General features: G+C 51.4%; 20 protein-coding genes and 1 riboswitch. Of the genes, 8 read left to right on the top strand and 12 right to left on the bottom strand.

Translation table 11 applies throughout. The features are described 5' to 3' along the window. Positions 1-75 precede the first annotated feature (75 nt). Entirely contained in the window at positions 76-1,404 is a 1,329-nt protein-coding gene (locus tag F7231_RS13270) for an amidohydrolase (RefSeq protein WP_229369890.1), read from the top strand. Between the two features lie 98 nt (positions 1,405-1,502). On the opposite strand, the gene F7231_RS13265 is transcribed toward F7231_RS13270, so the two are convergent. Both F7231_RS13265 and pyrE read right to left on the bottom strand, forming a co-directional pair. Then, the gene (locus F7231_RS13265; protein ID WP_166692229.1) at positions 1,503-2,300 is read right to left on the bottom strand and encodes an SDR family oxidoreductase; all 798 of its coding nucleotides are present in this window, start codon (positions 2,298-2,300) and stop codon (positions 1,503-1,505) included. A gap of 82 nt (positions 2,301-2,382) precedes the next feature. After that, positions 2,383-3,015: an orotate phosphoribosyltransferase gene (gene pyrE / locus F7231_RS13260; protein ID WP_208295595.1), complete on the bottom strand. Its 633-nt coding sequence runs from the start codon at positions 3,013-3,015 to the stop codon at positions 2,383-2,385. A gap of 148 nt (positions 3,016-3,163) precedes the next feature. Here pyrE and F7231_RS13255 point away from each other — a divergent pair, with 148 nt between their 5' ends. From F7231_RS13255 to rodA, 3 genes are all read left to right on the top strand, one after another. After that, complete coding sequence (locus F7231_RS13255) at positions 3,164-4,189, top strand: SMP-30/gluconolactonase/LRE family protein (protein ID WP_229369888.1); 1,026 nt, start codon at positions 3,164-3,166, stop codon at positions 4,187-4,189. 240 nt (positions 4,190-4,429) lie between these two features. Continuing rightward, positions 4,430-6,418, top strand: coding sequence for a peptidoglycan D,D-transpeptidase FtsI family protein (locus F7231_RS13250; protein WP_166692228.1), 1,989 nt, complete (start codon positions 4,430-4,432; stop codon positions 6,416-6,418). Between the two features lie 94 nt (positions 6,419-6,512). Then, the gene (gene rodA, locus F7231_RS13245; RefSeq protein ID WP_166692227.1) at positions 6,513-7,790 is read left to right on the top strand and encodes a rod shape-determining protein RodA; all 1,278 of its coding nucleotides are present in this window, start codon (positions 6,513-6,515) and stop codon (positions 7,788-7,790) included. Here the strand turns inward: rodA and F7231_RS13240 are convergent. The 10 genes from F7231_RS13240 to lysA form a co-directional block, all read right to left on the bottom strand. Further along, positions 7,783-8,004, bottom strand: coding sequence for a cysteine-rich CWC family protein (locus F7231_RS13240; protein WP_085413425.1), 222 nt, complete (start codon positions 8,002-8,004; stop codon positions 7,783-7,785). The two genes, rodA and F7231_RS13240, sit on opposite strands and share 8 nt — an antisense overlap. Before the next feature lie 8 nt (positions 8,005-8,012). Then, a complete protein-coding gene (locus F7231_RS13235) occupies positions 8,013-8,711 on the bottom strand; it encodes a Dph6-related ATP pyrophosphatase (protein ID WP_208295594.1) in 699 nt (232 codons plus the stop codon). 118 nt (positions 8,712-8,829) lie between these two features. Further along, positions 8,830-9,930 carry a DUF5074 domain-containing protein gene (locus F7231_RS13230; protein WP_166692226.1) on the bottom strand — a complete coding sequence of 367 codons (1,101 nt, stop codon included), beginning with the start codon at positions 9,928-9,930 and terminating at the stop codon, positions 8,830-8,832. After that, a complete protein-coding gene (locus tag F7231_RS13225; protein ID WP_166692225.1) occupies positions 9,927-11,882 on the bottom strand; it encodes a TonB-dependent receptor plug domain-containing protein in 1,956 nt (651 codons plus the stop codon). The genes F7231_RS13230 and F7231_RS13225 overlap by 4 nt, the downstream gene beginning before the upstream one ends. Before the next feature lie 83 nt (positions 11,883-11,965). Then, positions 11,966-12,189, bottom strand: a riboswitch (cobalamin riboswitch). A 163-nt stretch (positions 12,190-12,352) separates the two neighbouring features. Continuing rightward, entirely contained in the window at positions 12,353-12,757 is a 405-nt protein-coding gene (locus tag F7231_RS13220) for a hypothetical protein (RefSeq protein WP_085413428.1), read from the bottom strand. 109 nt (positions 12,758-12,866) lie between these two features. Then, entirely contained in the window at positions 12,867-14,081 is a 1,215-nt protein-coding gene (locus tag F7231_RS13215; RefSeq protein WP_166692224.1) for an alanine dehydrogenase, read from the bottom strand. A gap of 16 nt (positions 14,082-14,097) precedes the next feature. Continuing rightward, entirely contained in the window at positions 14,098-14,523 is a 426-nt protein-coding gene (tsaE, locus tag F7231_RS13210) for a tRNA (adenosine(37)-N6)-threonylcarbamoyltransferase complex ATPase subunit type 1 TsaE (protein WP_166692223.1), read from the bottom strand. Positions 14,524-14,633: 110 nt separating this feature from the next. Next, positions 14,634-15,383 carry a hypothetical protein gene (locus F7231_RS13205; RefSeq protein WP_085413431.1) on the bottom strand — a complete coding sequence of 250 codons (750 nt, stop codon included), beginning with the start codon at positions 15,381-15,383 and terminating at the stop codon, positions 14,634-14,636. 157 nt (positions 15,384-15,540) lie between these two features. Further along, the gene (locus tag F7231_RS13200; protein ID WP_085413432.1) at positions 15,541-16,254 is read right to left on the bottom strand and encodes a YebC/PmpR family DNA-binding transcriptional regulator; all 714 of its coding nucleotides are present in this window, start codon (positions 16,252-16,254) and stop codon (positions 15,541-15,543) included. A 99-nt stretch (positions 16,255-16,353) separates the two neighbouring features. Next, complete coding sequence (lysA, locus tag F7231_RS13195) at positions 16,354-17,598, bottom strand: diaminopimelate decarboxylase (protein ID WP_166692222.1); 1,245 nt, start codon at positions 17,596-17,598, stop codon at positions 16,354-16,356. 246 nt (positions 17,599-17,844) lie between these two features. Between lysA and F7231_RS13190 the strand changes: the two genes are divergently transcribed. The 4 genes from F7231_RS13190 to F7231_RS13175 all read left to right on the top strand — a co-directional run bounded on the left by F7231_RS13190 (position 17,845) and on the right by F7231_RS13175 (position 21,246). Next, on the top strand, positions 17,845-19,194 hold the full coding sequence (locus F7231_RS13190) for an alkaline phosphatase D family protein (protein ID WP_229364910.1): 1,350 nt from the start codon (positions 17,845-17,847) through the stop codon (positions 19,192-19,194). 54 nt (positions 19,195-19,248) lie between these two features. Next, positions 19,249-19,731 (top strand): RNA polymerase sigma factor, encoded by a 483-nt coding sequence (locus tag F7231_RS13185; protein WP_166692221.1) that lies wholly within the window; start codon positions 19,249-19,251, stop codon positions 19,729-19,731. Beyond that, on the top strand, positions 19,728-20,552 hold the full coding sequence (locus F7231_RS13180; protein WP_085413436.1) for an anti-sigma factor: 825 nt from the start codon (positions 19,728-19,730) through the stop codon (positions 20,550-20,552). The genes F7231_RS13185 and F7231_RS13180 overlap by 4 nt, the downstream gene beginning before the upstream one ends. A 112-nt stretch (positions 20,553-20,664) precedes the next feature. Next, positions 20,665-21,246 carry a PD-(D/E)XK nuclease family protein gene (locus F7231_RS13175; RefSeq protein ID WP_166692220.1) on the top strand — a complete coding sequence of 194 codons (582 nt, stop codon included), beginning with the start codon at positions 20,665-20,667 and terminating at the stop codon, positions 21,244-21,246. The last annotated feature ends 40 nt before the right edge of the window (positions 21,247-21,286 follow it).

Below are 21,286 nucleotides of genomic sequence, written 5' to 3'. Positions count from 1 at the left end.
TTAACACAGCAATTTTGTTCGGAAATATTTAATTTTCGTGACCATTTGTATGTTTCCTGTAAACCAAGGCCAAATATGACTATTTCAAGAAAATCGACCTTTTCATTGCGTACGATAGGATTAATTTGTGTTTGTGTAAATTGTGTGTATGCACAGACAATCCCGTTAAAGTCACAAATAGATAAAGCGGCAATATCCGTAGAGAGAAAAGTGGTTACGTGGCGACGCGATTTTCACCAAAACCCAGAGTTAGGCAACCGGGAAACAAGGACAGCTGGTATCATTGCCGCTCATCTTCATTCCTTAGGTATTGAAGTGAAGACGGGTGTTGGGAAAACAGGGGTCGTTGGTATTTTAAAGGGTGGAAAGCCTGGTCCGGTGGTTGCCCTACGGGCCGATATGGATGGCCTGCCTGTGACAGAGCGGGTAGACCTCCCGTTTAAATCGACGGTGACCACCGAGTATAACAATCAGCAAACCGGTGTTATGCATGCCTGCGGTCACGATACGCACGTAGCTATGCTCATGGGAGCGGCTGAGGTGCTGGCGTCGATGAAGGCTGATCTGAAGGGAACAGTGAAGTTCATTTTCCAGCCAGCCGAAGAGGGAGCGCCCGTTGGTGAAGAGGGGGGAGCGGCCCTGATGGTAAAAGAGGGTGTACTGGAAAACCCTAAAGTTGATGCGATTTTTGGGTTGCACATCAACTCCCAAACAGAGGTTGGCACCATTAAGTACCGACCAGGAGCCACCATGGCAGCCGTTGATCAGTACGCTATCAAAATTCGGGGTAAGCAGACGCATGGTGCTGCTCCCTGGTCAGGTGTCGATCCGATCGTGACTGGCGCACAGGTAGTAATGGGCCTGCAAACGATCGTCAGTCGAAATGTGGTGTTGACTGACAACGCCGCCGTCGTTACAGTTGGGGCTTTTCATGGTGGAATTCGGCAAAATATCATTCCGGAAGAGGCCAATATGATCGGTACCATCCGTACATTCAGCCCAGAGGCTCAGCAATTGATTCATCGTCGCATCAACGAAATCGCGACGGGCATTGCGGGGAGCGCTGGTGCCAAAGCCGATGTGAAGATCGATATCATGTATCCCGTCACCTACAATGACCCGGCCCTGACCGACCGTATGGTGCCAACGCTGGAGGCTATGGCGGGTAAGGCCAACATCAAACTGACGCCTGCCCAAACAGGTGCTGAAGACTTCTCATTCTATCAGCAGAAAGTACCCGGATTCTTTTATTTCCTGGGCGGCATGACAAAGGGTAAGAAACTGGAAGATGCTGCACCACACCATACGCCCGATTTTCAGATCGACGAGAGCTGCTTCACGCTGGGCGTTCGTTCACTCTGCCATCTGACAGTTGATTACATGGAGCAGAACAGTAAAAAATAGCCGATCGATTTGTAGGGAGCAGTCGGTGGCCGAAATATGAGTAGGGAACGTACCTGCGTAAGTAGTTGGCCAGTGGCTACTCCCGGCAAGTCGAAGTTTTAGGCTTCTACCGCCCTGTTGCGGAGTATGCGTGATAGTAGGCGGGGAAAGAACCGTTTCAGGTAGACACCTATGAGCTCGCGGCCGCCAATGTAGACTTCTTCTCGCTGGTTGACTACTGCTGTTATTAGCTTATGGGCAAACACCTCAACGGCCATGCCCTGTTCCTGATGCTTGTCTGACCGGCCGTATGCTCCGCCGGTGGCATCGAGGGCTGATTTGGAAATGGGCGTACGGATATAGCCGGGACATACCAGAGTAACGTGCAGTCCATCGCTGGCGACCTCAGCCCGCAACGAGTCGAAGAAGCCGTGTAAGGCGTGTTTAGACGCACAATAGCCCGACCGCTGTTTCACCCCGATCTTGCCCGAAACGCTGCTGGTGACCACAAAATGGCCACTTTTTTGCCCTAGCATTACTGGTAAAACAGCCTGTGTCAGGGCTACAACGCCAAAAAAATTAACCTCCATCAGTCGTCTGTAAACAGCGAAGTTGGTATCGTTGACGAAACTGCGCTGAGTGATGCCCGCATTCTGAAACACGTAGTCGATCCGGCCGAAGCGAACCAGCACAGCCGCTACAAGCGCGGGGATTGACGTCTCGTCAGTAACATCGAGCGGGAGAATCATAATCCGGTCTGAGGGTAAGCGGGTGGCGTCGGCTACCCGCTGTAATTCCCCCTCCCGACGTGCCGACAAGACAAGTCTGGCCCCTCGACGGGCTAACTCCAGAGCTAATGCCTCGCCAATGCCCGACGATGCGCCGGTGATCCAAGCTACTTTATCTTGAAAAGACATACTGTATAGTTTCAGCTGCGCTGCTGACTAATAAAGGGCAAGTTAGCAGCGCAGCTGAAACTTGAAACCTGACACAGTAAAGCTACTTTCCCCAGTCTGCGGGGTTTTTACGCCAGTCGGCCAGTGATTCCAGTGCATCAACTGGAATGTAGTGTAGCGTTTGAGCCTCCTGCACCAGCGTATCGTATTGGCTGAGACACACCAGTTTCACTCCTGCCTGGTTGAAGTTGTCATCGGCAATGGTAAAGCCGTAGGTGAAAATGGCGATCATGCCAATGACCTCAGCGCCTGCCTGTCGCAATGCCTCTACCACTTTGAGGGAACTGCCTCCCGTAGAAATCAGGTCTTCAACTACGACTACTTTCTGCTGATTGTCGAGTCGTCCTTCGATTTGATTGCCCATGCCGTGTTTTTTAGGCTCAGGGCGAACATAGCAGTAGGGGAGGTCTAACGCGTCGGCTACCAGCGCGCCTTGCGGAATTCCCGCCGTGGCTACGCCTGCAATGACCTGTACATCGGGAAACTGCTCCCTGACAACATCAGCCAGCGCCTGCTTGATGTAGGTACGTACCTGAGGATACGCCAGCGTGACCCGGTTGTCACAATAGATGGGCGATTTCCAACCCGAACTCCAGGTAAAGGGGTCGGCAGGGCGAAGGCGAACGGCCTGCACATCGAGTAAATGGCGGGCAACAGTTTGAGCAACGGATGACAAAATGGATGACTTGGCTTGATTGAACTGCAAACTTTGCCAAACTTCCTCGCTTTGACAAAAGTAGGTTATGGATGAACGCTATTTTTTACTTGGCCGACCAGACGCTGCGCCGTTCATAGCCTGGTCAACAACCTAGTCTTAAACCACCATGCTCAAGAAACTGATTCTTCTGGCTACCCTACCCGTAGCGTCACTTATGGCCCAACCGTATCCAACTATCGGTGAAATTGTCCGGCTCGATCCACGGCTGGATCAGTTACTGGCGAAAAACGCTAAAGTGGAGGTACTGGCATCCGGTTTCATGTGGGCCGAGGGTCCAGTCTGGGTTAAGGGCAAACCCGCAGGTTCATCCACAGGGGGCTTTCTTCTTTTCTCGGACGTACCCAAAAATACGATTTACCGCTGGACGGCGGCCGATGGTTGCCAGCCCTTTCTAATTCCCTCAGGCTATACGGGGCGGGGTGAGTATAGCGATGAACCAGGGTCAAACGGGTTAACGATCGATGCGCTGGGGCGGCTCATCATCTGTGAACATGGTGATCGGCGGATATCAGCCATGCCATTGCCGGGACCAGGCGGGAAGCTAACCCTGGCAGACCGGTATCAGGGGAAACGATTCAATAGTCCTAACGATGTAGTAACTCACCCTGACGGGAGCTACTATTTCACCGATCCGCCGTATGGGTTGGCGGGGAAGGAAAAAGACCCTTCCCGCGAGACACCACTGTTTGGCGTATATAGGGTGTCGGCAACGGGCGACGTATCGTTGCTAGTGAGTGATCTGGTTCGTCCGAACGGTCTGGCGTTTTCGCCTGATTATAAAACGCTTTACGTGGCACAATCAGACGAGAAACAGCCCATCATCCGGGCGTATCCGGTACTGGCCGATGGATCGGTTAGCACTGGCCGTACGATTTTCAACGCAACCGAACTTTGGAAACAGGGTTTACAGGGAGCTCCTGATGGCCTCAAAGTTGACCAACAGGGCAACCTATGGGCAACCGGACCGGGTGGTATACTGATACTATCTCCGCAGGGTACGTTGTTGGGGCGTATTCATACTGGTGTGGCTACGGCCAACTGTGCGTGGGGGGATGATGGCCGCACATTGTACATTACTGCCGACATGTATCTCTGCCGAATTCAGGTACTAACGAAAGGGGCAAACTTTTAATTAAAGTTGGGTTCAGTGACGCACACGTATCAACTTTTTAATGAAAGAATGGTGGGATAAAACAGGATTTTTGTTGCTGTACTAACCGTCTGGTAATGTAATCACGTAAACAACTCTCAAAACCCACAAACTTGTGTCTCATCCTGCGTTCTGATCGCGACGAACTTCGTAGATTTGTAGTACAATTCGGAAACCGTAATTCGAATTAGTTTAGGAGCGTGTCTCAGGAGTTGAGAACCAATGATTGAAAACCGGAAGTTTATTATTATCGGCGTCTTCTGCTTAGTGGGCCTGATTTACGCCGCCCGCCTGTTCTACCTGCAAATTCTGGATGATAGCTACTCCCTTGAATCCTCCAGCAATTCCATCAAGCGTGTTATCGAGATACCCTATCGCGGTCAAATATACGACCGGAATGGAGAGCTAATTGTTTATAATACACCCGTTTATGATCTGTACGTGACCCCCAAACGGGTGCGTATACCTGACACGCTGGCCTTTTGCCGCATGATGGATGTTACCCGTCCTGAATTTGATAGCATCATGGATCTGGCGAAAGCGTATTCGTACGTGAAGCCCTCGGTTTTTCTCCGACAATTATCCAAAGAAGACTACGCTCGCATCCAGGATGCGCTAGTCGATTACCGGGGGTTTGAACCGATGATGAGTTCCATGCGGACGTACCCGGCCCACACGCTCTCCAACGCGCTCGGGTACGTGTCGGAAATCAGTAAGAAGAAGCTGGAGAACCAGGAAATTCTCTATTACCGACAGGGCGATTATGTAGGGCATAACGGCCTGGAAGAGCAGTATGAAGAGCAATTGCGCGGGTTGAGGGGTATCAAGTACGTGATGCAGAACGTGCATGGCGTTGCAAAGGGGTCATTCAAAGGAGGTGAGTTCGACACCGCCGCTGTTGCCGGTAAAAACTTGTACACAGGTATCGATGTAGAGGTGCAGAAGTACGCCGACAGCCTGATGGTCAACAAGGTAGGGTCTATTCTGGCCATTGACCCATCGAGCGGCGAAATTCTGGTCTCGGTCTCGGCGCCTACCTATGATCCGAACCAGTTGTCATCGCGGTTTTTCTCGAAGAATTACCGAAAATTACTTAAAAACCCGTATAAACCGTTGATTAACAGGCCGATTATGGCTAGTTACCGACCCGGTTCTACGTTTAAGCTGATCCAGGCGTTGATCGCCCAGCAACAGGGGTCATTGTTTACTAATACCGTGTATGGCCACGCAGGATCGCCCATGCGTTGCCACTGTCATGGCGGAAACAACCTGACCGGTGCGGTGCGCTTCTCCTGTAATCCGTATTTCTATCAGGTATTTCGAAAATACATTTATCACAACGGTAATCCAAACACATTTAAAGCGTCAGCGGCGGGTTTAAAAGAATGGCATGACCATGTGGTGAAGTTTGGTGTTGGTCAGAAACTCGGTCTTGATTTGCCAAGCGAATTTCCAGGCAAATTACCGTCTGTTGAAACGTATAATAAGCTGTATAAAAGTGAGTTCAGCTGGAAGTTCTCTAATATTTACTCACTTAGTATTGGCGAGGGAGAGCTACTTATCAGTCCACTGAAACTAGCTAACCTGGCCGCCACTATTGCTAATCGGGGTTGGTACATTACGCCGCACTATGTAAAAGGCATTGGCAAACTGAACGAAGGGATACCGGCCGAATACAAGGAGAAGCATTATACGGATATTGATCCTAAATACTTTACACCGGTTATTGAAGGAATGCGGCTGGCAGTGATGGCCGGAACGGTAAAAAAGGATGCCGACATTCCAGGCATCGAGCTGTGCGGGAAAACAGGTACGTCGCAAAACGCTAAGTTTGGCCATGCCCATGACCACTCCATCTTTATCGGGTTTGCGCCGATGAACAACCCTAAAATTGCCGTAGCTGTGTTTGTTGAAAATGCAGGCTGGGGTGGCGTGGCTGCGGCATCGGTCGCTGCGCTGGTGGCCGAGCGGTACTTGAAGCGTAAGAATGAAGCGCAGGGCCTGAAATTACAGGAGTGGCTGATGAAGCAGAATTACATGCCGCCGCTCTCAATGCTGCCTAAGCCGAAGATTGTGGCTCCTAAGAAGCCGGATTCATCGGCTCGTAAGCCGTTAGGTAACGACACGATCCGTAAACCGGAAAGCCGTCCGGTTCGTCCACTGATGACCCGGGCAGAGGGCGCAACCAGAAGCACGGTAGGAGGAAATTAAAGACGTACCCAATAGGGAATTAAGATAGGTACAGGCACAGGTCAACCTGTGCTTGTGGCTGCCAGTCTGAATTCTGACTTTATATAGTAGACCAATGCCCCGTAACGCCGAATTAGCCAGAAACATTGACACCATCACGTTAGTCCTTTACATCAGTTGTGTGCTGATGGGATGGCTGAATGTGTATGCGGCAGTATACAGCCCGGAAGATCAAACTAGTCTGTTCGATTTTTCGAGCAATGCCGGCAAACAGCTTATCTGGATTGGCACTGCCGTGCTACTGATTATCTGCGTGCTGGTCATCGACCACAAATTTTACGACACGTTCGCCTTTGTTTTCTACCTGTTCATGATCGCCATGCTCTTGCTGGTAATGGTGGCGGGAACGAACATAAATGGGTCGCGGTCGTGGTTTAAATTTGGCTCGTTTACGCTTCAGCCGGCCGAATTTGCCAAACTGGCCACCAGTCTGGCGCTGGCCAAGTACATGGACCAGCCAGGCATTAACCTGACAAAACAGAAGGATTTGCTTTGGATCGGCGGCATCATTGGCCTGCCCGCCATCCTGATCATTCTGTCGAACGAAACAGGATCGACGCTGGTCTTCTCGTCATTCGTGATTATGCTTTACCGCGAAGGACTACCCGGCTGGATTCCGCTGACGGGGATTACGCTGGCCGTCTTGCTGATTTTAGCCTTGGTTGTACCGCCACTTTACCTGTTTGCCGGCATTGCGGTATTGTGCGTAGTGGTGATTCTATTGCTGCCACGCTATAACCGCACAGCCCGTAGCATGATAGGTATTGGCCTGATTGGGGGCGCCATGATGTTAACCGCCACCGGCGTCGACTTCTTCGTGAACAAGGTATTGCAGCCACACCAGCGGAACCGGATAAAAGTGCTGATCGACCCGAATTCTGACCCTCGGGGTGTTGGCTGGAACGTGATTCAGGCCAAGATCGCGATTGGATCGGGCCGGTTGGATGGGAAAGGATTTCTGGAAGGTACCCAGACGAAGTTCGACTTTGTTCCCGAACAAAGTACCGACTTTATTTTCTGTACTATTGGTGAAGAGCACGGCTTCATCGGTAGTGTTATCGTGATTGTGCTTTTTGTGTCACTCCTGACCCGCATTGTTATTCTGGCCGAAAAGCAGCGAAGTAAATTTGCGCGGATATACGGATATTGCGTGGCCGGAATCATGTTTTTCCACATGCTGGTCAACATCGGAATGACTATTGGCCTGATGCCCGTTATTGGTATTCCGTTGCCTTATTTCAGCTATGGCGGCTCGTCGCTATGGTCGTTTACGCTGCTCCTGTTCATCTTCCTGAAACTGGATTCCCGCCGGACCAACTCACTGTTTAATTAGCCGGAACTGCGTTCCGTTCAGCCTGTAAGTCGCGCAGGCACTTCACGCACAGGCATGTGTATTCGCCAAACGTGATCTCGGTGTACTCCCGGATGTAGGCGAGGTCGGCGGGCGCAAGGCTTAACCACATGCAGTCGCATTTCAACACTGAATTAACGCCGCAGGTAAACAGATTACCGCAACGGGGACAACTGGTTGAGGCGTGTTTTTCCATGGGTTGATTTACGAAGGAAGTAAGTCGGCAAAGTAATACGTCGATGTACGTTCCTGCTTGTCGGCATCGGTGAAGGTGTAGGTACGTTCCACCACGTCGCCCAGGGTGAAGCGAACCGGGCTGCTAAAATAAGGCGCATTGAAGACAAAGGTGTGAAACTCACCGTTCTCGCCGCACGGATCAACGCCGGCCGGTAAATCCGCCACAAACTGCTGATCGAGCACCCGTCCGCAGAAGGATTTGTCAAGCTGCTGGCCATTCACCGCCACAACGATGGTTTGGAAACCTGCCGCCCAGAATTCGTGTAATAGGGTCATTGAGGCAGTTTGCCAAAGCGGAAAAACGCCCGTCAGACCAATTGATGCCAGTTGTTCTTCGCGCCATTGCCGTAGGTCTTCCAGAAAAATATCACCAAAAACAGCCTGCTCAATGCCATTTTCTATCAGGAGGCGCAATGCGTCGTTCATCGTGGTCTGATACAATGCCATGCTGGCCGTTTCGGGGAGTCGCACGGTAGTCAGCGGTAAACCCAGTCGATCAGCCTGCGCCTGAATCAGTTCCTCACGAACACCGTGCATCGATACCCGGCCATAAGCCCCGTTGATGGTCGTCAATAGTTGGGTAACCGTACTCTGGCCCTGCTGTTGAATTCGATAAAGTGCCAGTGCCGAATCTTTACCACCCGACCAGTTTATAAGCGTTTGCATCGATTGTAGGTCAATAGAACAGTTGACCGACAAGCTGTGCAATACCTGAGGGTATAAGTCCCGCACCATCACACAGCCTGCCGGTCAGCAACATAGTCCGCGCCGATAGCGCATCAGGCTACTTGAAATAGAACTCGCTGGGGGCAATTTCAACCCGGACGGAATCGATCACCTGGCCGGTTGCCTGGTAGCGATACACGTACCCAGCCTGTTTGTAACTTGGTGTCACCCCGGCATAAATCGTGTTCGTAGCCGGATCGAAACCTAAGCCGGTGAATCCGGTGAATGAACGGTTGACGACGGGGGTGGTAGGGGTAATGGCCACATCGGAAATGCCAAACCGGTATAACTGGCCCACCACGTTATAACTGGCATCGTAGCCGGTATACTTATAATAGAACGACCGGCGGTCGGCACTTGCGGTAAGGTCACCAGGTGAACTCTGGTTAGTAGCCGCCCCTACCGGAATGGTAGCTTCAATTGAACGGGTATACGGGTTGATACGAACCGCGTTTTTACCGACGAATCCCCAAAGCTTAGTGTCAGCATCAGCAACAAGCTCGCTGATATCTGTGGGTACCGCCATGCTTCCGACGATGGCGTCAGTAGCTGTGTTGATGACCTGCACCAGTTTTTCGCCACCAGCGCCCGTCACAAATACTTCATTGCCGACTACCGTAATGCCCTCGGCACCCTTCTGTACCGCAATTTTTTTGGTAACGGTGTTCGAGGTTAAGTCAATGACTGCCACGTACCCGGGGTTGACGTAGAAGTTGGGATACGTTCCGGTTGCGCCCCAGCAGGTCACGTACACTTTGGTGTCGCTGATGCGCACGGCAGCTCGCGGGTTTTCGATGTCGGGTGCACCAAGGGTTTTGATCGACCGGAGTGAGTCGCTGGTCACGATTTCCACTTTATCGAGACCAGCCGACATGTTATCGACCAGAATAATGCCCCGGTTGCCTGCTTCTACATACCCCTCGACCAGCCCGGTGAGAGGCCGCCGGTTACGTGTTTGAAAAACGTCGGTTTGCGCAGTGCTGCCTGTCCGGGTTAGCCATGACAGGGTGCCATTATTGTCGGAGAAGTTACCGGCGTTCAGAACAAACACACCATTGGTAAAGGGACCTGTAGGTTGGGGTTCGGTTTCTTTGGTACAAGCTGCTAAAATCGACGCTGAAAGGAGCGCGCCGAAAAGGCTCACGCGGGTTGTTTTCATAAGTTGTGATCTGTTTTTGTCTTCGCCGTTAAAACAAGTGTTAACGCCACACTCCGGCCCGGCATGGCGTTTCGTTTTACATTAAGGTAAAATTCATTCAGCAGATTATCAACCTGCAGGATAGCCCTGCCCTGCCACCGTCCTGTACTGACGGTAGTCTGAAGCAATAGGTTAACCAATTGATAATCGGGAAGATACTGACTATTGTCGAATGTATAAGGCCTGCGGTCGGTACCTTGCCAGGTTAACGTCAGGCGGTGCGGACCATGCTGTAAAAAAGCATTGACCGAAGCTGTATGCAGGGGCAAATAGATGAGTTGCTTGCCAATTACGCTTAAGGCTGCCGGTGAATAAGTCGCCAATTGAAACGAACGGGTATAGGCATACTGGCCAAACCCGCCGAACTGCCAACTACCCAGCTTACGAGTAAATTGTCCCTGAATTTCCAGGCCCTTTGCCAGCACTTCCTGCAAATTTTCTACACGGTAGCCCTTTTCCGGATTCCAGTAAGTCCAGTCCATCACGTGATTGCGGAATACACTCATGCCGAGCGACGCCACCAGGCCGGGGACGTTCCGATTCCAGGTTAGCCCTGCATCCTGCGAAACGCCACGTTCAGGCCGCACATCGGGATTTCCCAGCGTTTTCCAGTACCGCTCGTTGAGGGTGGGCACCCGGTAGCTTCGGCCCAGGTTAGCCCGACCGACCAATCGCCACCGAAGCCGTTCGATCAGGCTGTATTCAATACCAACCGAGGGGGTAAAAGGCGGATTGTAGCGGGTAACAAATGCCTGACGGAGATTGAGTGACATAACCAGCCGACTTACCGGCTGATACCTCGTCAGTGCATATAGATCAGCCCGTTGTTCGTACAGAAGCCCGCCTGTATACCCGTCGACGCGGGCTGTGTAGTGGGCCCATTCGGCACCGGCGCGAACCGTCAACGTACCTGACCCAACGATTTGCTGTACTTCGTGTTCAGCGCGCACCAGTACTTTGTCGGTCTCGGCATGGCTGGGGTCGGTCTCAAACGTTTTTCCTTTGCCATAATCGGTAATGTCCCGGATAAAGCCCGCCCGGAGCAACGTGTGCCCCGACAGCCATCGACCGGACCGGGCTTCGCCTGTCTCAAAGCTGGTCAGGAAGCGATAAGCCTGGGTACGTGTGGTCTCGCGACCAACCGAATCGGCGGGCGAGGCGGTTAATTTGTTGTCAGTCAGCCAGATGTTAAGGGCCAGCTGTTGCTGTCGTTTATTCCGGTAAAAAAGATCTTGTATAAAGCCACGCTGGCCGGTTTCTGAGGGCTCAATCGGGTATCCGTCGCGCTCCCGGTAGTTGGGTACGTAGCGATTGGTACCACCGTAAACCAGCGTTTTTCCCGCCAGTTGCCCGCCACTCCCTGCCGTGCTGAACCGCGCGCCTACCTGTGCCTGTTCACTGCCCCAGGCTCCAAACTGGTACCCCGCTGTGGCTGTGAGGCCGGGTTGTGCCCAGCTGGGGGCCGAGTTGAGCAGAACGCTACCACCTACGGCATCGCTGCCAACTACCGAGGCAGCCGAACCATACTGGATACTGAGCTGGTCGAACCCATTGACCGGAATTGTTGAAAAATCGGTTTGACCCAGTGTGGGAGGATTGATGTTGATGCCATTCCACAACACGGCCGTATGGCTGGCCGACGTACCCCGCAGCCCGACTGTAGTGAGCTGGCCGGGGCCGTAACTTTTAAATTGCATCGGAGCCTGGAGCGCCAGCAGATCGGCCAGTGTCTGGTAGCGATACGCTTCGGTCAGGGCGGAGTCTATTCGTTGGACTTTTAGCCCAGCCATGAAGTGTAGGGGCACAAAACCACGCACAGTAACGGCTTGTAATTGCCTTACCGACGATGAGTCCTGAGCGTATGATGTACACAACGCGCTGAACCACAGCAAAGTAGCTGTGAAACGAAACATGGTAACTGGTCAATCAACAACGACCCTCCGGCGAATGGGTCTGGGTATTCGGGCGGTAGGTGGCACATCCTCCGTGTGGCCCCTGCAGCAGCGAATTAGGGGTAGGTCTCCTGGCTTCGCTCACCGATTTGCACCTTCCCAGACTGCATGAATCCAGTGGCGATGTAGATCAATCGGCTCGTACTAAGAGCGTTACAGTTGCGGGGACAGCCCCGGATTGACCATGTCTGGTTTCACCGATGTTCCCTATTAAGCCGTCGGGCCAGTACAGAGACTAGCATTGGGCACCCATAATCTGCTGCAAAAGTAGCGAGTTTTCAAGTAAACCCGCATACTTTCCGAAAATGGATTGGCAACGCGATTAACTTTTGGGCGGGCTCAGTAGAATGAACGGGCCGCCGCCGGTGCAAATAGACTCTGCATAAGACCTGTTCACTCTGCAAGCTTTGCCGGCAATGAGACAGCCGACGTTAATCTTCCGGGTAGGGAATGTAGATGAAGCCGGTGAACTCACCAATGAGCACGAACAGGCAGCAATACTCGTCGGGGTTCTTATAGTGCTCTTTCCACAGCTCATACGAGTCTTCGCCTATGAGTTCGCGTTGTACAAACTCATCGTAAAACGAGGCATTGTATGTAAATGAGTTGCCCAGATCACCTTCCGCATACAAAAGCTGGCCAATGGGTACCTCTTTTTTCGAGGCCACGAAAACCGGATAGTCTGAGAAACCCCGTTTGCGAATCTGATACGAGGCTTCCTTTAGCTGATCGGCGACCTTGACAAAATCGGTCGATACAATGCCCATCAATTTTTTATTCAGATCGGGCGAATTGGCATCGTCCAGCAGGACGTTTTCGTTGCTGTTGTTAATCAAAGCTGTATGTAGTTTGTCGTTTGAGGTTTATGGTTACGTTGCCTGTTTACGGATTGGTAATTTAGCAGCGCAACTATAGATGACAAACGACAAACCACGAACAAACCGTTCAAAACCTCGATGCGCCAAGCAACAGTTCCAGGTCTTTGAAGCGCATCCCGAATTTGCGGGCCATATACAGGTTTGTCAGTGAGCCTTTGTGGCAATATACTCCTTTCATAAACCACCGGTTGGCGTAGATCATCGCTTCGATTCCACCGTTGGTGCCCGTCTGTAGTAAAAAGGGTAGAAAAATGTTGCTGAGGGCTATGCTGGCGGTATGTGATACGCGCGCAGCAATATTGGGGACGCAGAAGTGAATGACATCATGCACCCGATACGTGGGATGCTTGTGTGATGTCATTCGCGAAGTTTCGAAATTTCCCCCCTGATCGATCGCCACGTCGATGATAACCGAGTTTGGTTTCATGCGGCTGACCATGGTGTCGGTCACTACAACCGGGCTATGTCCATCTTCGCCCCGCAATGCACCAATGACCACGTCGGCCCGTTCAATAGCCTCCGTCAGGGTATCTGAATCCAGAATAGAGGTGTACACCGATGTACCTACGGCATACTTGAACCGTTGTAGTTTATATAAGTCTTTGTCGAATACCTTCACATCGGCACCCATACCGAGTGCCGTGCGCGTGGCGTATTCGGTTACCGTTCCCGCCCCCAGAAACACAACTTTGGTGGGAGGCACCCCTGTGATACCGCCCAGAATGATACCCCGACCGTTGGCACTGCTGCTGAGGTATTCGCCCGCGATCAGCATGACAGTACTACCTGCCATCTCACTCATCGACCGAATGACGGGCATACCGCCCGCTTGATCTTCAATGTATTCGTAGCCGATACCGGTAACGTTACTGGCGTTTAGTTTCTCGAAGTACGCCCGTTCGCGTGCCGGTAGGTTAAGCGCTGAAATAACGGTTGTGCCATTTTTAAGATGCTGAAACTCATCGTCGACCAATGGTTCAATCTTCAGAATCAGGTTGGCTTCGAATACTTCTTTGGGCGAATAAGCGATCTGAGCGCCTGCCTCGCTATAATCTGAATCGCTGAATTTGGCTCCGACGCCCGCATTGGTTTCAACAATAACCTGATGACCATTCCGAACCAGAATAGCAACGGCTTCGGGGGTGAGTGCAATGCGATTTTCCTGCAGCGATACTTCTTTGGGCAGGCCAATCAGCAAACTGCTCTGGGTAGTTCTTACCGTGGCGGGAGACTCCTTTGTGTAAAGGGCTGTTTGCTTGGCTAATTCTTCAAAACCAGTCATAGTACGTGGGCAACTGCTACTTAAGTTGGGTTGTTACCGTACGAATGCCGGCAGGATCAGAGGATAAGCTGATGTGGTAATAGTGCGTGGGCCAAAGTGATTCGATGCGTTCGGGCCACTCGACGAAGCAATAGCTGCCCGAATCGAGGTACTCTTCCAGGCCAATGTCCATCGCTTCAGCTTCGTTCCGGAGGCGATAGCAGTCAAAGTGATAAACCGATTCTCCGGCGCGGGTAGTGTACTCATTAACCAGCCCATATGTGGGACTTTGTACCACGCTGACCACGCCAACAGCCCGGCAAAGCGCTTTAATTAATGTCGTTTTCCCTACGCCCATCTCGCCTTCGAAGAGCCATACGTGTTGATTCGCTGCTTCCTCAATGAGTTCTTGAGCTACGGTATTCAGTTCGTCGAGTTGAGCAAAGGTCTTTGTCACAGGCATTGTCGTTGGCCCGTAAAGATACAAAAATCGCTGGGCAGCTAAGCAGAGAGGCTCCGTATTTGACGGCAGGCTGGCAACTGCTTATGTACCGGTCGGTCAGCCCGGCGATGTTACGCGGTAAAGGAGCGTAGCAATTGCCGGATCGATGAGTGACCGAGCACCAAAAGGTATTTGCCCGTGATGAACCGCTTTTCACCCTCAACCCTAACCAGGCCCGCCTCGTAAACCAGCTCATTGTAATACTCATCCGTGGCTTTAAATAGGGTTGGCCACTGACTGCTGATATCGGCGCGAATAGGATTGCAATGCACCACCAGCTGATTGTCTACCGGCTCTTGAAACCGGCGAACCGTGCGAACAAACTGCTGGGCAAATTGCAGCACGTCGGGTGTCAGCAAGTCATTTTTATAATGCACTAGCTGGTGCTGTACTGCCAAAATCTGAATGAGCCTGGGCGTTGGTGTGCGGATGGCAAAAGCATACTTACGGAGAAAGAAGAACCTGCCAATCGTATGCTGCATGTAAAAGCGACTTAGTCGATAGCCTAGCCCACGGCCAGCTACAGAATTGTCCTGAAAGGCTAGTCCGCCGTAGATGAACGGTACAGATTTACGGAAAAAAGGTGTTTTTATCCGATAGGTATTGTATGACTGAAAACCAACCAGCTGTTGACCTTGATGTGCCAGCACGAGCGTTGGATTGTGCTCAAAATGCGCACGCTCCAGGTACCCGCTTTCCAGTGGAAATCCGGTTTGGCGGGCCAGATCGTACAAGCCCATGACCTCGTTAGGTGATAGGTCAGAGGCTAATTTGAGGGTAATCGTGAGCACGGTTAGCTGGTCGAGTAGATCAACCAACAATATACGAAAGTAGGTAATTCGTCACAGTTACCGTTTAATTAATTGATGTATACAACCAGCGGGAACGTTTAACAGGCAGACAAAAAAATGGCTGATGAACGTACCTGGCCCTACACATCCAGGTACGTTCATCAGCCAGCCAAAAACTGCGAATGGCTTACCGCATGTTGTGATAAACCATTTGCACATCGTCGTCTTCTTCGATCCGCTCAATGAGTTTCTCTACATCGGCAACCTGCTCGTCGGTCAGTTCTTTGTAGTCGGTTGGAATTCGTTCGAATTCAGCCCCTTTCAGTTCATACCCTTTTTCTTCCAGGTATTTTTGAAGGGCCCCGAAGGCTGTGAAATCGCCGTAAATGACAATCTGATTCGTTTCTTCGTCCAACTCCAGTTCGTCGGCACCCAGGTCAATCAGTTCCAGCTCCAGTTCCTCCATATCTATACCCTCGGCCGCAATGCGGAACACCGATTTCCGGGTAAACATAAAGTCGAGCATACCCTGCGTGCCTAGGCTACCGCCCAGTTTGTTGAGGTAGCTGCGGATGTTGGCTACAGTACGGTTCAGGTTATCGGTGGCCGTCTCAATGACCAGACCCACGCCATGAGGGGCATAGCCTTCGTATACGATCTCCTTGTAGTCTTCCTGCTCTTTCGATGATGCCTTTTTGATAGCCCGCTCCACATTCTCTTTGGGCATGTTGGCGGCCTTGGCATTTTGAATGATGGCCCGCAGACGTCCGTTGGTATCGGGGTCTGGACCACCTGCTTTTACAGCAATAACAATGTCTTTACCAATACGGGTGAAGGTTTTGGCCATTTGCCCCCACCGTTTCATTTTTCGGGCTTTCCGGTATTCAAATGCGCGTCCCATTTTTTTAGGAATAGTTTGTTGCCTGTATTTTTAGGGTTGTGGTTGTGCTGCTAAGAGCGAAGCAACTGCAGACCTCGAAAGACAAACTTCAAACCCTTTTTAAATTGTTTCAACAGTTGTAAATACATCAATATCCACCATGCCCCGTGTCAGATCCTCGAAGGTGTCACGCTGGCGAATCAGGTGTGCCTGGCCTTCATAGACCATTACTTCAGCCGGCCGTTCGCGGAGGTTATACGTTGAAGCCATACTGAATCCGTAGGCGCCGGCATTTTCAAACGATAGTACATCACCGGTACGTACCTCGGGTAACAGGCGGTCTGTGGCAAATGTGTCAGTTTCGCAAATGTAGCCCACTACGTCGTATAGAGTAGGCTCGCCATCTGGATTTGACACGTTGACAATATCATGCCAGGCGTCATACATCATCGGACGAATCAGGTGGTTCAGACCCGAATCGACCTGCACGAAGCGGCGGGTTGGATGCTGCTTCACTATGTTCACTTGCGTTAATAGATGGCCGGCTTCGCTCACCAGGTATTTGCCCGGTTCGAACCACAGTTCCAGTTCGCGGCCGTAGCGCTGGCAAAAAGCCTGAAAGGCCGCCGATACCCTGGTCCCCAAATCGGCAAGGTCAGTCACGATGTCACCTTCCCGGTAGGCCACTTTAAAACCGCTGCCAAAATCAATGAACTGAAGATCGGGGTAGTCGGCGGCCATATCAAACAGCACCGAAGCCCCCTTCAGGAACGTACCTGCATCTTTAAAGTCCGATCCGGTATGAATATGCAGGCCAATAACGACCATATCATATTGAGCCACCACAGCGGCAATACGGTCCCGGTAGTCATTAGGAATACCGAACTTCGAGTTGGCGTGCCCCGTCTGTATTTTAAAGTTACCACCATCGGCTACGCTTGGGTTGATGCGCAGGCAAACGGGCACACTGGCCCCGTAGTTCTGGCCAACCTGTTCGAGCAACGGCAGGCTGTCGACATTCAGTCGCAGCCCAAGCGAAATGGCTTCCTGAATTTCAGACCAGGCATTGCCGCTGGGCGTGTACATAATCTGTTGTGGCGTATAACCCGCCAGCATGGCCAGTCGCGCTTCATTGACCGACACTACATCGACGTCTACGCCCTGCGTGCGCATCAGCTTTAGGATCGACAGATTAGTGAGGGATTTTGCGGCATATTTTATTTTCAGATTGACCCCTGTGAACGAGGAACGAAACGTGTCGATCTGCCGGATGATCCGGTCAGCATCGTATAAATAAAGGGGCAGGCCAAATTGCTGAGCGATAGTCAGTGTATCGAGGCCTTGTATCTGATAAGGAGCGTGCATAGTCAGGCAAAAGAGATCGCAAATATACAATTTGATCGACGGAGGGCCAAGGTGCGGTGGCTATGGGGTTTGTTCTACCTGAACACACGGCGCCGGCGAGCGCTGCCTCACTAGGAAGAAAAAAAACTGACTTACATTTCAGTTATTATCGGTGACAATTGCCTAATCCTTTATTTTAGCCCGTCAACAAAGGTGAATCGTCTCATGCTTAATGCCAGTAGCTGGTTACTTTTTAGTTTATTTAGTGTGCAAACCCTTTGTGCACAGCCACTACGGGTCTCTGCTAAGCGATCCGATCGTACTACTACGAAGCAGGTCGGTTCACTGATTCAATCGGGACCAATGCTGGGGTATGCCGATATGCGGGAGGTAATGCTATGGGTACAAACTAGACAGCCTGCCCGGGTTCAGATCAGGTACGCTGAGCGCGGAACAAAAACCCCCGCCAAGGTGACGGCAGAGGTAGGCACCACGGCAGCTACATTTTTAACCGCTCACCTTGTGGCCGATGACCTGGAGCCGGGGAAGCAATATGACTATACTGTCCTGGTGAACGGAAAGGAGATAAAGCGGCCCTACCCAACTACGTTTAAGACACAACCGCTCTGGCAATTTCGCTCCGACCCGCCCAATTTTACGTTTGCCGTTGGCAGCTGCACATATGTGAATGAACCTCCCTACGACCGGCCTGGAACCCCATACGGCGATAAATATGGCATCTTTACCAGCATCAGCGCCCGAAAGCCTGACTTTATGCTTTGGACCGGCGATAACACCTATACCCGCGAAGTAGACTGGAATTCGCGAACAGGTGTGATGAAGCGGTATACGCACACCCGTTCACTGCCCGAGATGCAGCCCCTGCTTGCCAGCACACACAACTACGCCATCTGGGACGATCACGATTACGGCCCCGATGATTCGGATCGAAGTTTCTGGATGAAACCGGTCACGCTTGAAGCCTTTAAACTCTTCTGGGCGAATCCCAATTTTGCGTTTGACGAAGGGTGTGCCGGTACATTTACGTGGGGCGATTGCCAGTTTTTTATGCTTGATGACCGCACTTTCCGGGCACCAAATGCCCAGCCCGACGGGGGAGTCACTGGGGCGGCTAAGCCCTATTTCGGTAACCGGCAACTTGAGTGGCTGATCGATGCTCTTCGGTTCAGCAAGGCTACGTTTAAGTTTGTGGTCACGGGTGGGCAGATCATTAACCCGGCTGCTATTCATGAAAACTATGCTAACTACAGTGCTGAACGTACCCAATTGCTTACCAGACTGGCCGAAGCGCAGGTTCCGGGTGTACTGTTCATTACTGGTGACCGTCACCATAGTATTATCCACAAGTTGGCACGACCAGGTACGTATCCCCTCTACGACATCACTATCTCGCCACTGACCTCCGGGCCTGCGAAACCAACCGCCTCTGAATTGGCTCAGCCAACCGTTGTTGCCGGAACCCTGCTAACCGAACGCAATTTTGCCACAATGGAGCTGAGTGGCCCCATCAGTGCCCGTTTGCTAACGATTCGAGCCTATGACGTCAGCGGAAAAGAAATGTGGGTTCGTACCATTAAAGCCGATGACCTACGCTAATCAACCCCAAGAATTCGTTCATTTGGCTATATTTGACCACCATACCCACGTATCGTGAAGACTCAGGCATTTCTGGTACCAGAAGATTTATTGCTCCGTAAGCTGAGTAGGCGCGACGAAGTGGCCTTTCAATGGTTATACGATCAGTACGCTCATGTACTCTACGGGGTTATTCTTACGTCGTTGGGTGAACCAGCAGCCACTCAGGTTGTAGAAGACGTGTTTGTGAAAGCCTGGACTGAATTTGACCAGTTTAATCCGCGAAAAACAAGGCTGTTGACCTGGTTGTTGAATCGTGCCCGGGCAGAGATAGCCGCTACGCTGGCAAGGAGGGAACCAACAGCTGATGTCTCTACGATCGATTACGAAGTGATCGACAATCCAATTACAGAAGAACAACGTACTTTAATCAATGCAGTTTATTTTCGGGGAGAATCTGTCTCTCAATTAGCTGAGTCTGGACAGGAAACTGAACATTCACTACTTAATCGACTACGCACTGTTCTACAAGAACTTAAATTTTTATTTAGCCAATGAATATTCCCGACTACGTAACCTCCGGTATCCTGGAATCCTACGCATTAGGTGCCGTCAGTGATCAGGAACGGCGTGAGGTGGAGTGTCTGTCGGCGATTTATCCCGAGCTCCGTCAAGAACTCGATCGGTTGACCCTGGCGCTGGAAAACTATGCGCTTATGCACAGCGTAGCCCCCCCGGCTAGTTTGCAGGAGAAAATCCGGCAGCGGCTGACATTTGCCGATCAGGAACTGCCCGCTGTCTCGGCCGAAGAGACGAAAGTGATTCCCCTTCAGCGAGAGCGCCCCGTGTTTCAGATTGCGTGGGTTGCAGCAGCAGCGGTTGGCCTGGTGCTGATTGCCTTTGCTTACTTCCTGATAAATCAACTACAGCAAAAACGAGCGTTTGCCGACCAGATGGCTCAGACAAACGTACAGCTACAAGCTGAAATGGGGCTCTTACGTCAGCAGCAGAATCGCGATACGCAACTGCTGGCGCTGTTGCGGCAACCGGATGTTAAAACAATACGGCTGGCAGCAGCTCAACCAGACGGTGATCCTGCCGATGTAATTGTATACTGGGATCGTCAGAAAAAGCAGGTGACCCTGGAAGTAGAGCGTTTACCTGACCTGCCGGCCGATAAGCAATATCAGCTTTGGGCTTTGGTAGATGGAAAACCAGTAGATGCTGGTGTGTTTCAGAACCGGATAGAGCGGTACTCGCTCCAGCAGACCAATCGTCCTATTCAGTCAGCCGATACGTTCGCGATCACCGTTGAAAAATCAGGGGGCAGCCCGGTGCCTACCCTCACGGCCCTGGTGGCACTGGGTAAGGTCGGGTAACTTTGTAAGCTGGTTTCAGGTTTCAAGTAACAGGCTTCAGGTACTATGCTATTTACCTATTTGGTTGATCAGCATAGCACCTGAAGCCTGTTACTTGAAACCTGAAACTTTTATGCTGCCAACCTACCGGTTTTATCCTACGTTATTAAATACCTTTTCCCGTTTCCTGAACGGAGGCAACCTCACCGAGCAGCAGGTACTTGATGCGATCAATCGGGTGCCCTCACCCACAACACAAGCCCAACAGCGGGGGATTTCGTTTGAAGAGACGTTGATCAAAGGCACTGGCGAGGAACAGTTTGACGCGAGCATTCTTCAAAAAATGCGTAAGTTACTGCCTCGTCCCATTGTAGATACCCAGGTTTACTGTCAGTGGCAGATTGATGATGTACTTTTTTATGGGTACGTTGACCTAATCGGTAAATACAAAGCAGTTGACATAAAAACGACTAGCTCCTATCAGCCCGGCCGTTACTTGTTCAATCACCAGAATCTGTACCTGCACGCGCTGAAACGGCACGGAATAAAACTGATGGAGTACTTGGTTACCGACTTCAACGACGTATACGTGGAAAGTTACGCCCTTACCCATTCGATTGAGCGGCAGCTTGAGGAGATACGCCTTTTCAAAGCATTCATCGACGAACACCGGGAGCAGATCACAGATAAAAAGATTGTCAGCAATCAGCAATAATAAAATAGCACCCAACCTAATCTCGGTCGGTTCGAACCTG

Source organism: Fibrivirga algicola, from assembly GCF_011742925.1.
In the GTDB taxonomy this organism is placed as follows: Bacteria; Bacteroidota; Bacteroidia; order Cytophagales; family Spirosomataceae; genus Fibrella; species Fibrella algicola.
This window is presented reverse-complemented; position numbering and strand designations above follow the sequence as displayed.